The 13,546-nt window shown below is 66.8% G+C and carries 12 protein-coding genes; 10 read left to right on the plus strand and 2 right to left on the minus strand.

Annotated elements, in window-relative coordinates; all coding sequences use genetic code 11:
- The coding region (locus VGK20_09675) for a PQQ-dependent sugar dehydrogenase (protein HEY2774302.1) at positions 1 to 1,408 on the minus strand (1,408 nt) is incomplete at its 3' end.
- 171 nt (positions 1,409 to 1,579) lie between these two features.
- On the opposite strand from VGK20_09675, the gene VGK20_09680 reads away from it, so the two are divergent.
- Positions 1,580 to 2,614, plus strand: a complete 1,035-nt coding sequence (locus VGK20_09680) for a M23 family metallopeptidase (protein ID HEY2774303.1) — start codon at positions 1,580 to 1,582, stop codon at positions 2,612 to 2,614.
- 54 nt (positions 2,615 to 2,668) lie between these two features.
- Here the strand turns inward: VGK20_09680 and VGK20_09685 are convergent, their stop codons facing one another.
- Positions 2,669 to 4,171, minus strand: a complete 1,503-nt coding sequence (locus tag VGK20_09685) for an NAD(P)/FAD-dependent oxidoreductase (protein HEY2774304.1) — start codon at positions 4,169 to 4,171, stop codon at positions 2,669 to 2,671.
- Between the two features lie 164 nt (positions 4,172 to 4,335).
- Between VGK20_09685 and VGK20_09690 the strand changes: the two genes are divergently transcribed.
- The 9 genes from VGK20_09690 to VGK20_09730 all read left to right on the plus strand — a co-directional run bounded on the left by VGK20_09690 (position 4,336) and on the right by VGK20_09730 (position 13,332).
- Entirely contained in the window at positions 4,336 to 5,250 is a 915-nt protein-coding gene (locus tag VGK20_09690) for a sulfotransferase domain-containing protein (protein ID HEY2774305.1), read from the plus strand.
- Between the two features lie 55 nt (positions 5,251 to 5,305).
- Positions 5,306 to 6,538, plus strand: a complete 1,233-nt coding sequence (locus VGK20_09695; GenBank protein HEY2774306.1) for a sulfotransferase — start codon at positions 5,306 to 5,308, stop codon at positions 6,536 to 6,538.
- Positions 6,531 to 7,649: a DUF1214 domain-containing protein gene (locus tag VGK20_09700; GenBank protein ID HEY2774307.1), complete on the plus strand. Its 1,119-nt coding sequence runs from the start codon at positions 6,531 to 6,533 to the stop codon at positions 7,647 to 7,649. Before VGK20_09695 ends, VGK20_09700 begins: the two co-directional genes overlap by 8 nt.
- Positions 7,650 to 7,762: 113 nt before the next feature.
- A complete protein-coding gene (locus VGK20_09705; protein HEY2774308.1) occupies positions 7,763 to 8,863 on the plus strand; it encodes a PA0069 family radical SAM protein in 1,101 nt (366 codons plus the stop codon).
- Positions 8,864 to 8,983: 120 nt separating this feature from the next.
- A complete protein-coding gene (locus VGK20_09710) occupies positions 8,984 to 10,213 on the plus strand; it encodes a L,D-transpeptidase family protein (GenBank protein HEY2774309.1) in 1,230 nt (409 codons plus the stop codon).
- A 14-nt stretch (positions 10,214 to 10,227) separates the two neighbouring features.
- On the plus strand, positions 10,228 to 10,710 hold the full coding sequence (locus VGK20_09715) for a hypothetical protein (protein HEY2774310.1): 483 nt from the start codon (positions 10,228 to 10,230) through the stop codon (positions 10,708 to 10,710).
- 155 nt (positions 10,711 to 10,865) lie between these two features.
- Positions 10,866 to 11,663 (plus strand): SDR family oxidoreductase, encoded by a 798-nt coding sequence (locus tag VGK20_09720; protein ID HEY2774311.1) that lies wholly within the window; start codon positions 10,866 to 10,868, stop codon positions 11,661 to 11,663.
- Positions 11,664 to 11,679: 16 nt separating this feature from the next.
- Complete coding sequence (locus VGK20_09725; protein ID HEY2774312.1) at positions 11,680 to 12,693, plus strand: NAD(P)-dependent oxidoreductase; 1,014 nt, start codon at positions 11,680 to 11,682, stop codon at positions 12,691 to 12,693.
- Between the two features lie 255 nt (positions 12,694 to 12,948).
- Positions 12,949 to 13,332: a VOC family protein gene (locus VGK20_09730; GenBank protein HEY2774313.1), complete on the plus strand. Its 384-nt coding sequence runs from the start codon at positions 12,949 to 12,951 to the stop codon at positions 13,330 to 13,332.
- The last annotated feature ends 214 nt before the right edge of the window (positions 13,333 to 13,546 follow it).

The following is a 13,546-nucleotide window of genomic DNA, read 5'->3' on the forward strand; positions in this document are numbered from 1 at the left end:
GCAGCACCGCCAGGGCGTCGGCCGCAGTGACGCTGCCACTATCGTTGACGTCGCACTCGCACGCAGCGCACGAAGAAGTCCCGACCGCTGCGCTGAGCACGAAGAGCGCGTCGGCCGCAGTGATCGAAGAAGGTGCGTCGGCGTCCGTGACCGGATTTCCACAGCGCGCCGGTACGGCGGTCGTCGTCGTCGTGGTGCTGGTGGTCGTCGTCGCCGGCCCGATTTCCACGATGCGGAATACCTCCCCGCCAAGGTCGACGATGTAGAGATTGGCGGCGGCGTCCTCGCCGAACGAAGAGATCTCATCGATGCTCAGCCCTGCGCCCGGCGCGAGCTCGGCAGTGCGGTCGGTGAGGTTCGTGTAATTGGTGCCGTCGAACGTCGAGGGATCGGATCCATCGTAGAGGAGGGTCCAGATGTGCGCCGACTCGAAATCCGCGAAGAAATACTGGCCCCGCAGCTCGGCTACGGGTCCTCGATAGACGTAGCCGCCGGTTACGACATCGCCCTCGAACTGGCCGTTGCCGTGCGGGTAGTCGTAGATGGGATCGATTTCCCCCGGGGGCCTGGCGCCGCCGACGCCCGGCGTTGCGATCGTACCTTCGCGCAGGCGCCAGCCGTAGTTCTGGCCGCCGGCCGATCCCGCCGGCTGCACGTCGATCTCTTCGCGCGTGTCCTGGCCGACGTCGCCGATGTAGAGGTTGCCGGTAGCGCGATCGAAACTGGCGCGCCAGGGGTTGCGCAGGCCGAAGCTCCAGATCTCGTCGTCGCCGGTCTTGCCGACGAAAGGGTTGTCGGCGGGGATTGCATAATTGCGCGTGCTGTCGGCGGGAAAGTCGTCCCCATTGACGTCGATCCTCAGCATCTTGCCGAGCAGGTCGGATGTGATGTCCTGGCCGTTGCCCGTCCCGGGGGTATGGCCGGCATCTTCGTCGTAGCTCCCTCCGCCGTCCCCGACCGAGATGTACAGGTACCCGTCGGGACCGAAGCCCAGCCATCCCCCGTTGTGGTTGGCCTGGGGCTGAGCGTAGCCGAGCACGAGCTGCTTGCTGTCGGGGATGGCGACGACCGGATCGCTCGAGACCTTGTAGCGGCGGATCTCGGTGTCGCCGCTGGTCACGGTGACGTTCACGTAAAAGAAGCCGTTGGTTGCGTAGTCGGGATGGAAGGCCAGGCCGAGCAGCCCCTGCTCGGAGCCCTGCGCCAGCCCCGTGATCGTCAGGAAGGGGATCGCGTTGATCGAGTTGTCGGCCAGGTTGAGGACGCGGATCCGTCCGCTGTGCTGCTCGACGATGAACAGGTGGTCCGGGTCCCCCGGCGGTGCCGTGACGTAGAGGGGCAGGTCGAGCCCGCTGGCGACGCGCTCGGTAGTGACGGCTGCGCAGGCGGAGCCCTCGGCAAAGGCCACTGCCGCAACGATCAGGGACTGGAAGAGGAGCCGGACAGCCCACGCGCCAAGCACACGTCGATTAGGGAACGAGCCGCGGCTCGCAGCAATGGGGGCCGCCATTGCGACACGAAGCAGTTACGCACCGACCGAAAATTGAAGTGCCTGCCACCTGATCGGTAAAAAGTCAGCATGGCAGGATTCTCTTATCCCAAACCTTCTCTTCTCTATGGTGTGCTCGCTGCCTCGGTGGCGGTGAATCTCTTCGTGGTGCTGCGCCACCCGGCGACCGCTCCGGTCGCCCCCGCGGCAGTCGATACGGCTGCGGCGCCAGCCGCACCCGCAGCAGCGACCCAGGCCCCCGCGCAGGCAGGGGCGGTTTTCGCCACTGCGGGCCAGGTCCCCGCGGCCGACAAGGCGGCGCCCGCGGCGAACTCCTCCAGCGGTCAGTGGACGACGGTCTCGGCCAAGGTCGAGCAGTCGCTCGCGCGCACGTTCCAGGTGGCAGCAGGCGAGGACGGCGACGCGCTCGTCAGCGTATTCACGCGCATTTTCGTCTGGGACCTCGACGTCCGGCGCGACATCCTGGCCGGGGACTCGGTGTCGGTGGTCTGGCGCAAGGGAGGCGACGGGCTTCCGGAAATCGCGGCGGCCAGCCTCCAGTCGCGGCATCTCGGCCGCACGCTCACCGCGTATCGCTGGCAGGCGCCAGGAGATCCGTTCCCCAGCTATTGGCATCCCGACGGCAGCGAAGCGCCGCTTCGCCTGAAGGACGGTCCTCTCCTGCAGTACGAGCAGATCACGAGCCTGCTGAAGGACCGGCCGACGCACAAGGGAATGGACTTCAAGACCCCGCTCGGCAGCGAAGTGCACGCGCCCAAGGCCGGCACCGTCACGCGAATCAACTGGAACTGGACGATGAACGGCAACTGCATCGAGATCCGCTACGAAGACGGGATGCTGGCCAAGTTCCTGCACCTTTCAGCGAACAAGGTCTCCGAAGGGCAGAAGGTGAGCGCGGGCCAGATCATCGCGCTGACCGGCAACACCGGGCACACGACGGCGCCCCACCTGCACTACCAGCTCAACCGGGACGAAAACCACGTCATCGATCCGCTCGACTACCACGGCACGGTACGCCGGGTACTGGCGGCCGACCAGGTCGCGACGATGAAACGCGACGTCGCCGAATACGACAAGATGCTGGCAGGCGGCTCGAACGGCTGAGGGGGCGCCAGGCGTCAGCGCCCGTCAGCGCCCGTCAGCGCCTATCAGCGCCTATCAGCGATAGAGAAACTCTCTTCCCTCGAGATCGATCGCCGGAATCGCGATCTTCTCGGCCCAGTAGTCCTGGGTATGCTGCCATTCGGGCTTTTCGCCGCGCCTGGGAAGCAGGTCCAGGGCCCGCATCAGGTAGTTGGGGTTGAAGTTGTCGGGGTCGATCCACGGCAGCAGCGGCATACCCTCGTCCTCGGGCCGCAGCACGACTTCCACGCGCTTCTTGCCGCGGGCCTTCATGGAATTGAGGAGCCGGCATACGAAGTCGCCGAGCAGGTCCACGCGCAGCGTCCAGCTCGCGCGGAAGTAGCCGAAGATCCACAGCAGGTTCGGCACCGTCGTGAACATCATGCCGCGGTAGGTGACCGTCTGGTGGAGGTCGAGCGGCTTGCCGTCGATCGTGAACGCGATGTCGCCCAGCACGCTCATGTTGAAGCCGGTCGCCGTGACGATGATGTCCGCTTCCAGTTCCCGCCCGGACTCGAGCAGCACGCCCTTCTCGGTGAAGCGGTCGATCTCGTCTGTCACCATCGAGGCCTTGCCGGACTGGATTCCCTGGAAGAGATCGCCGTCGGGGACGTAAGCCAGGCGCTGCTGCCACGGCCGGTATTTCGGCGTGAAATGCTCCCGCACGTAGTCCTCGGGAAGAAACGCGCGGACCCCGGCGAGCAGTTCCTCACGCACGGCCTCGGGCTCCTCGCGCGAGCGCTGCGTCAGGAGGAGCTGGTCGTGCAGCTTCTTCCTGCGCACGATCTCGTGGATCCACGTCTCGTCGACTTCGAGGACACGAAGAAGGTCGGCAACTTCGTCGGCGTTGGGAGCGGGCAGGAAGTAGGTTGGAGAGCGCTGCAGCACGGTCGTGTGCTCGGTATCGGCAGCGATGGCCGGCACCACGGTGGCGGTCGTGGCGCCTGACCCGATGACGAGAACCCGCTTGCCCTTGTAGTCGAGGTCCTGCGGCCACGTCTGCGGATGCACGAGAATGCCGCGGTAGCGGTCCATGTCCTTCCATTCGGGCGTGTAGCCGCAGGAATGGCGGTAGTAACCCTGGCACATCCACAGGAAGCCGGTCGTAAAGCGCCGCGCCTCGCCCGTGTCGGTCCTCACCGCGTCGACGGTCCAGAGGTTGTCGCGGCTCGACCAGCTCGCCGCTTCGATCCGGTGCCGGTAGCGGATGTGGCTCGCGAGGTCGTTCTCGTCGATCACCTCGCCGAGGTATTTGAGAATCTCCGGGGCGCTCGCGATCGGCGCGCTGGTCCACGGCTTGAAACGATAGCCGAACGTATAGAGGTCGCTGTCGGAGCGGATGCCGGGGTACTTGTGCGTCAGCCAGGTGCCGCCGAAGTTTTCGAGCGAATCCAGCACGACGAAGCTCCTGCCGGGACACTGGTGCTGGAGGTGCCAGGCGCCGCCGATTCCCGAGATCCCGGCGCCGACGATCAGGACGTCGAAGTGTTCGCCGCTCTGCCCGCCGCTTGCCGCGCCGCTCCCATTGCCGCTCGTCATGGTTTCCCTCCACTCCCGTCGTCGGGGCGTCCCGGTGTCGGACCGTTCCATCCCATCCTCGAAATCCGAGCAAGCCCTGTGCCATCCGTACCGATCCTGTCATCGCATTCCGCAGCGCCGCCGAGTGCTTTCTCTTGCCTTCGCCGCCGCCTATCTTTGCGCCGATGAGCACTGTGGTCCCGGCGAGAGCGCCGGTTGCGGAATACCGTCATTTCATCTGGGACACTCGGCGCTGGACCGGTTTCGAGCACCGTGCCGGCGATATCTTCGTCTGCACGCCTCCCAAATGCGGGACGACGTGGACACAGACGATTATCGCGATGCTGCTGTTCCCCGACGGCGACCTGCCGGCGCCGGTCATCGACCTGGCGCCGTGGCTCGAGGCGCGCTTCTCCCCGGCCAGCGAGGTCCTCGACACGCTGGCTGCCCAGAAGCACCGCCGTTCGGTCAAGACCCACACGCCGGTGGACGGCATCCCGTGGTGGCCGGACGCGAAGTACATCGTCGTCGGCCGCGACGGCCGCGACGCGTTCATGTCGTTCGTGAACCATATGGCGAGCATGCGACCCGACAAGGTCGGCGAGCTGATCGAAAGCGCGGTCGCCGAAGGAATCCAGTTCGAAGCGATGCCGCCGCAGGAGGACATCCACGAGTTCTTCAACGGCTGGATGCAGGATGGCGGCTTCTTCCACTTCCTCAACGGCTACTGGGAGCTGCGCGACCAGCCGAACGTACTGTTCGTGCACTTCGACGACCTCAAGGCCAACCTCGAAGGCGAGGTGCGCCGCATCGCCGCCTTCCTCGGCATCCCGATCGACGAGAAGCGGCTGCCCGGCATCCTCGAGCGCTGCTCGTTCGCGTGGATGAAGTCGCACGCCGACCGCATCGGCGACTTCGGGCAGATGTTCGTCGGCGGAGCCGAATCGTTCCTGTTCAAGGGTACCAACGGCCGCTGGCAGGGTGTGCTGACGCCCGAAGAGCTGGCGCGTTACGAGCAGAAATCGCGCGAGTTGCTGCCGCCCGATCTCAAGAAATGGCTCGATCGCGGCGGGACGGCGCCTGCGGCGACATCCACCTGATTCGCGCCACAGCAAGCCTCGCGCTCCCGAATTCCCGCTGCCGATGCTGAAAACGATGCACGAACGTTACGCGAGGCCCGCCCTGGTGCGACGCCTCAATGTCATGGCCGCGGCTTGCGGCGATGCGAGCGCCGTCGTGCCGATCGATGGCGACGAGCTCGTCGCGCTGGCCGTTTCCGGAACCGGCATTTCGGATTTCGGCGATTTCGGCGACGGCAACTGGCGAGACCGCCTGCGCTGCCTCGTCGCCGCGATCAACGAGAGCGATCTCACAGTGGTAGGCCGCCTGATGACGCGACAGGAGCTGCTGCGTTGCCTGCGCACGCGTCTTTTCATGGCCGAGAGCTGGCGCCGGGATCCGGGAATCGCCGGCGAGGTCGTCCGTGCGCCGCTCGTCGTCACCGGTCCTGCGCGCTCCGGCACGACGATCACGTTCGAGCTGCTTTCGCTCGATCCGCAACTTCGCAGCCCGCGGGCAGCCGACGTGCTGCACCCGGCACCGCCGCCGGGAATCACCGACGCCGAGCGCCTGGCGATGACCGAGTGCGAGCAGGAGCTGTGGTCCGACGTGCAGCCGGAGTTCGCGGCCATCCACGAGCTTCGCTCCGACCTTCCGGTCGAGTGCGTGACGATCAATGCCCCGTCCTTCGCCGGCTCGCATTGGCCGATGATCCTTCGACAGCTCGGCGACTGGTCGCCCGACGTCGTCGCCGATTTTGCGTGGCATCGTGCGCTGCTGAAGACCCTGCAGCGAGGCGATGCGCGGCGCCGCTGGCTGCTGAAGACGCCCGGCTACCTGCTGATGCTGGACAGCCTCGCCGAGGCATATCCGGACGCCGAGCTGATTCTCACGCATCGCGATCCGGTACGTACGATGCCGTCGACGGTGAGCACGACGGCAATGGTGCAGTGGCTGCGCAGCGACCACGTGGATCTGGCGCTGCTGTCGCCGATGATCGGCATGGTGTTTTCGGCTGCGCTGCTGGACGTCGCGAGGCGGCGACGCGACGGGAGCCTTCCGCTGTCGAGCGGGGACGTACGTTTTACCGAGCTGCTGGCCGACCCGGTGGCTGCGATACGCGCGGCTTACTCCCAGCTCGGACGCGAGGTGAGCGATGAGCACGCCCGCGCGATGCGCGGCTACGTTGCCGCAAAGCCCCAGGGCAAATTCGGACGCCACGACTACACGGCGGCAGACTGGGGCTTCGATGCGACGTTGCTGCGGCGCGAGCTCGAGGCTTACACGACGACGTTCGCCGTAGCGGTCGAAGAGGAAAGGCATGGCTGACGAAGACCGGCAGAGCCGCGAGGCTTTTTCCGAGCTGCTGGCAACGCTTCGCGAGGTCGGCGAGCGCTTTGCCGGAACCGAATGGATGATGTTTTCGACCGACGACGAAGCGGAAACGCTGCGGGCGATCCTGCACCATCTCGCGACCGGCCTGGAAACCCAGCTCGACGAGGATCCGGCACGGCCGCTGTTTCGACCGATCGTGACGCCGTGGCGAAAAGCCCTCGGCGACAACGCCGATGCGATGTACCACGACGCGCGCATCGACTCGGCGGGCATCTATCGAGTGCGCGGCCGCACCGGAGGCGCGATCTACGTGTCGTTCACGGTCGAGGCGGCTGCCGATGACGGCGGGTTCCCGTCCGGCACCGTCGGCGTTCTCAACGACACCGGTTTCGATGTGGATTCCGAAGGGCGCTTCGACCTGACGATCGGCGGCCCGCCGAAGGTGCGCAACTGGCTCGGCCTGGCAAAAAACGCCTCGCGCCTGACGGTGCGCCATTACTGGGAACAGCAGGCGTCGCCGCATGCTGCGCCGTCACCCCACCTTGCGCTGACGATCGACTGCGTGTCCGGCGTCGCCCCCGCTGCTCGCGCGCCCGATGACACGAGCATCGCCCGCTCGATCCTTCGCATGGCCACGTACGTGCGCAGCCGCACCGTCGATCTGATCCCGCGACCGGGCGAAGCCGATCCTCCCGCGTTCGTCTCGCGGGTCCCGAATGTCTTTCCTGCGCCGGCAAAACCGGGAGCGCATGCGCTGGCGGCGGCAGATGCGGCGTACAGCATGGCTCCGTACGTGCTCGGTCCCGACGAGGCGCTGGTGCTGACGGGGCACTGGCCGTCGTGTCGTTGCGCGAACGTCAGCCTGTGGAACCGCCAGCTCCAGACGTACGATTACCTTCGCCATCGCGTCAGCCTGAACCGCGCCCAGGCAACTGCCGACGCCGACGGCCGCTTTCGCATCGTGCTCGCGCACCGGGACCCCGGCTGCGCGAACTGGCTCGATACCGAGGGGCGAAGCTTCGGGCTGGTGTTCTGGCGATTCCTTCTGCCGCAGGGGCCGATCGAGACGCCGCAGGCCGAAGTGGTCGCGATCGACTCGCTCTGACCGCTCTGCACAGCGTAGTTCCCCTGACGGAGTCGGAAACGGCGCGGGCCGGGCTGCGAATTTCGCGGATCGCTGTGGACTCCGCTTGCGTTTTCGTCGTATGTTCGCCGCCAATGACTGGCCCGGGACATCACGACGGGAAGCGCAAGGGCCGCGGGGCCTTGTCCAACCGCAGCGGCCGCTTCGAGGCCCTGACGGATGAGGGATTCGACGACGGTTGGCCGCGCGAAATCGAGGAGCGGAGCTCTCCGGCCACGCGCCTGCTTCCGGACCACACCCGCTCGATCGTCGCCAGCAACGAGTCGCCGGACGTTCCTTTCGACATCTCGATCAACCCGTACCGCGGCTGCGAGCACGGCTGCATCTACTGTTTCGCCCGCCCTTCGCACGCCTACCTCGGCATGTCGCCGGGCCTCGATTTCGAGACCAGGATCTTTTCGAAGACCGACGCTCCGCAGCTTCTGCGTCGTTACCTGTCGCGGCCCTCGTACCGCTGCCGCATCCTCGCGCTCGGCGCCAACACGGACGCTTACCAGCCGGTCGAGGCGCGGGCGCGGGTCACGAGGTCCATCCTGGAGGTGTTGGGCGAGTTCTCGCATCCGGTCGCGCTGCTGACCAAATCGGCCCTTGTCACGCGGGATGTGGACATCCTCTCGTCGATGGCGTCGCGCCGCCTGGCCCAGGTCAGCGTCTCGCTGACGACGCTGGATCCGGAGCTGGCGCGGGTGATGGAGCCGCGCGCGAGCACGCCGGCTCGCCGCCTCCAGACCATCCGCGAGCTTTCCAGCCGGGGCATACCCGTTGCGGTTCTGACCGCGCCGATGATTCCCGGTCTCAACGACTGGGAGCTGGAGCGGCTGCTCGAGGCAGCAGCCGGCGCCGGCGCGACGACGGCTTCGTGGGTACTGCTGCGGCTGCCCCTCGAGATCGGGGAGCTGTTCACCGAGTGGCTTCGCGAGCATTTCCCCGATCGGGCAGAGCGAGTGCTGGGGCTGATCCGCCAGACGCGGGGCGGGGACCTCTACCGCAGCGAGTTCGGATCGCGCATGCGCGGCAGCGGCCCGTATGCCGAGATCCTGCAGCAGCGTTTCGATGTCGCCACGCGCCGCCTCGGTCTGGACGAGCGCGCCTACCGCCTGGACACGAGCGCGTTCCGGGTACCGCCGGCCGCACCCGGCGAAGCTTCGCCGCAGCTCGGACTGTTCGGAGGGTGATCGCAAGCGGGAGAATTCCTGCTTCTGCACCGGACTTTCTCGCACTCTGGACGGTTCCCGGACAAACTGTTCCATGCCATCAAGCCCCGACCGGGCCACGTGCCGCCGCAACCCCCTCCGATGAGAATTTTCACAACGCTGCTTCGAGTCGCGATCATTTTCGCAATGGCCTCGGTAACGACGATCGCGCAAGCGAAGGGGTCGAACCTGACGGGCAACGATCATGGTGCGCCCGGGCCCGGTCAGTTGAGCACCGTCGGCGCCTCCGATCAGCCTCGACTGCTGCAGCAGGCGCTCGAGCGGTACCGCGACATCGAAAGTCGTGGCGGCTGGAAGAAGTTCTCGAGCGATCTCGTGATGGGACCCGAGTACTCGTACGACTGCTCGGTGATCACGGCGCTCGAGAAGCGGCTGATGGCCGAAGGCTACCTGCGCGAGCTCGACACTCCGCCACCACTCGCGCCTCCCCAGCCGGGCCAGCCTCTACCTGCGCCGTGTCCTCCGCCGCGCTGTCCTTACACGCCCGCGCTTACTGCCGCGGTGCGCGCGTTCCAGCAGGACCGCAAGATACTCGGCTACGGACAGGTCGGCTCGCAGACGGTCACGCAGCTCAACCGGCCCGTTGGTGAGATCATCAACCTCATCCAGCACGACCTCACGCGCTGGAGAAACGTCTCGCTCGACGAATCGGGAACCTACGTGCTCGTGAACATTCCTTTCTACGAGATGCGCCTCTACGACGGCGGTCGCCAGGTGCTGGCGATGCCGGTCATCGTCGGCCAGACCGACTGGCAGACTCCGCTGATCAACGCGGAGATCGAGCACATCATCGTCAATCCCGACTGGGGAATTCCCGTGACCATCGCGAAGAAAGAGATCCTGCCGAACGCGCAGAAAGATGCGAACTACCTGCGCCGCGAAGGGATCGATGCCAGCGGCGGATGCCTTCGCCAGAAGCCGGGCCCCCGCAACCCGCTGGGACGCATCAAGTTCGTGATGCCGAACCCCTACGACGTCTATCTGCACGACACGCCGTTCAAGGGAGCGTTTTCGGCGGCGGTACGCGCGCTCAGCCACGGCTGCGTCCGCCTGAGCCAGCCGATGGACCTGGCCACCTACCTGCTGCGAGACGATCCGCAGTGGAAGCCGGCGCGCCTGCAGGAAGAGATTGCCAAGGGCAGGACCGAGCAGATCAACCCGAGCCATCGCCTGCCGGTGCACATCATCTATTCGACGACGCGCGTGAATGACGAAGGTCGTCTCGAGGTGCGCGCGGACATCTACAAGAAGAACGACGACGGTGCGGAGCAGCGCGGCGGAAGCGACGAGAGCCTGAGTGCGTGGCCCTGAGCGGCGCTCGCTGCATGAGGACTCTGGTCTTTGTCGCACTCCTTCTCGTGCCGGCCGCTTCGATAGCCGGCAACGTTGCTTGTTCGACTATCACGGACCCCGACCAGCGCGCACTGTGCAGGGCGACGAACAGCCACAGCCGCGGCGACTGCCAGGTGATCTCGGATTTTGCGCTGCGCCGTCAATGCGAGGTCGGCACCGGCGCAGCGCCGTCTTCGTGCAACGGCATCACGGATAGTTGGGAGCGGGAGAAGTGCCAGAGCGCGAAGGGCGGCGCGGCCTCGCCGCCCGCGTCCTGCTTCACGATCAGCGACCCTGACCAGAGGGCGCTGTGTCGCGCCACGCACAGCGGCAGTCGCGGCGACTGCTCGGCCGTCGCCGATTTCGCGCTGCGCCGCCAATGCGAAGTGCGAACCGGGGCGGCGCCTTCGAACTGCGACCCGATTACGGACGCATGGGAGCGGGAGAAGTGCCGCCAGGCGGCGGTGCAACGGTAGCGACGGCGGTGGGCGGGACAACGGCACGGCAACTTGCGCCCCCGGGCAGGGCCTTGCTCTTGCCGCGGCAGTGCGGCAGTCGGTAGGACCGGGCGCGAAGCCGCTCCCGCCGTGGCGGAACGGGTCCGCTGCAGCCTTCAGGTCGAGGGGAAGCCATGGCAGCAAAAGAAGGACAGGGCCAGACGGCGCTGGTGACCGGCGCCAGCATGGGAATCGGCGTCGATCTCGCCGAATGTTTCGCGCGTGACGGCTACGACGTCGTACTGACGGCAAGGTCGAAGGACGCGCTCGAGCAGGTGGCCTCGCGACTTTCGTCGACGTACGGCGTAAAGGCGACGGCGATCGCCTCCGACCTCGGCGTGCCCGGCAGCGGCGGGAAACTCGCCGCCGACATCGCCGCGAGGGGAATCGAGATCGACGTGGTGGTCAACAACGCCGGCTATGGCGTTGCCGGCGCCTTCATCGGCTCCGACCGCGAGGCCCAGCTCGGCATGATCGATCTCAACGATCGCGCATTGGTGGAGCTGACGCACATCTACTGGTCGCGCATGGTCGCGAACCGGCGCGGCGGCGTCCTCAACGTCGCATCGACTGCATCGTTCCAGCCCGGGCCCCTGATGGCCATCTACTACGCGTCGAAAGCGTTCGTCCTGTCGTTCTCCGAAGCGCTCTGGAAGGAAGCCGAGGGCAGCGGTGTGCGCGTGAGCTGCCTTTGCCCCGGCCCGACGACGAGCAACTTCCGCGCACGCGCCGGCACCGGCAAGACGCGCCTGTCGCAGGCCGGCGAGCCGATGAGCTCGGCCGAGGTGGCCGCCCAGGGTTACGCCGCGTGGAAAGCGAACCGCCGCGTGATCGTCACGGGCGCGCGCAACGCGATCCTTGCGACCCTGGTGCCGTTCCTTCCGCGCTCGACCTTGCTCGGAATCATCCACAAGCTGCAGAGCCCGATCTGACGGCGAATCCTGCGCGATGAAAATTCTCGTCACCGGTGCTTTCGGCAACGTCGGCAGCAACGTCACCGCATCGCTGCTCGATCTTGGCCACAGCGTGCGCGCCCTGAGCGCCGAGGAAGCCCGTGATGCCCCCGTCGCGGCGACGTTCGGCAATCGCATCGAAGTCGTTCGCGGCGACGTTCGGCGCCCCGAGGACCTGGACACCGCGGTCGACGGCTGCGATGCCATTGTCCACCTCGCGTTCGTAATCCCGCCGCTTTGCCTGGAGCAGCCGAAGACTTCCCGCGACATCAACGTCGGCGGCACCCGCAACGTGATCGAGGCCGCGCGGCGCGCCGCCCAGAAGAGCGGCGGTGCGCCCCGGCTCGTGTTCGCGTCGACGCTGGACGTCTACGGCCACACGAGTCACCTGCCGCCCCCGCGCCGCACCGACGATCCGGTCGAGGCCACCGACCTCTACACCGAGCACAAGATCGAGTGCGAGGAGATGGTGCGCTCGTCGGGCCTGCAGTGGGCGATCCTGCGTTTTGCCGACGTTCCGCCGATCGCACTGCGCGATCCGCACCCGATCATGTTCACGATTCCGCTGGCCCAGCGCATCGAGATGATCCATCCGCGCGACATCGGACTGGCGGTCGCAAGAGCCGTCGGCCACGACGCGGTGTGGGGCAGGGTGCTCAATATCGGCGGCGGCCGCAGCTGCCAGCTCACGTATGGCCAGTACCTGGAGTCGCTGCTGGAGGCGATGGGCATCGGCGCTCTTCCGCCCGAATGGTTCACGACCGATCCGTACTGCACCGACTGGCTCGACACCGACGAAAGCCAGCGCCTGCTGCAGTACCAGCGCCACGATTTCCAGGACGTCGTTCGCGAGACGGCGGCACTGCTCGGTTGGCGGGCACCGCTGGTGCGCCTGCTCAGGCCGCTTCTGCGCCGGCGCATCGGGCGTCTCGCGAAGATCGCCGCGGACGCGCGCCCGCAACCGCTACCGCGAAACGGCAAAGTCCCGTCGCCTCCGATGGGTGGATGATGCGCAGTCACGTGGTCTCCCAGGCGGAAGGCGAGCTGCCCGGGCTTTACTGCGCGGGCACCACTCCGCTGCCGTAGCGCAGCACCGCGCGTCGTGCTCGCGAATGCGGGCCACGCGTCCGCTCGAATCGTCACACTGACGAAAACGGGGCGCTTCCGGCGCGATTGACCCGCTTCGCGCCCGGAGGGATAAGGCGCCGCACGCGCGCCGCGGCGCGCTTCTTGCGGACCAGCACTCCAGGAGGAAAGCACGCACATGTTCAGCCACGTCATGGTCGGTTCCAACAACGTCGACGCCTCGCGGAAGTTCTACGATGCGGTGCTCGGCACGATCGGACTTCCCGCCGGCATCACCGACGAGAAGGGTCGCGTCTTCTATCTTTCGCCGCACGGTGTGTTCGCGATCACGGCGCCGATCAACGGCGCTGCGGCCTCTGCGGCCAACGGCGGCACGATCGGCTTCAACGTCGGCAGCCCGGGCGACGTCGATGCCTGGCATGCCGCGGGGATCGCCAACGGTGGCACCACCTGTGAAGAGCCTCCGGGCGTCCGCGACGGCGGCAACATGGGCAAGATGTACCTCGCCTACCTGCGCGACCCGTTCGGCAACAAGCTCTGCGCGCTGCACCGCATGGGCTGACGCGAAAAACCGGGACAGGTACGCACGACGTGCATTGCGTCGAATCGTCATGTGTACCTGTCCCGGATCGCGCCCTCGATCCGTTGCCGCACCCCCGGGCGGGAGCGAAACCACAGCAAGCTCCTTCGCTGCAGTTTCCTGCAGGTTCTTTGCGAATCGCGGCGAATCGCGCGCGGCGCGCCTTGCGGCAGTTGACGCCTTCGCCGTGAAGCGC

This window comes from Candidatus Binatia bacterium, assembly GCA_036493895.1.
Taxonomy (GTDB): Bacteria; Desulfobacterota; Binatia; order UBA1149; family CAITLU01; genus DATNBU01.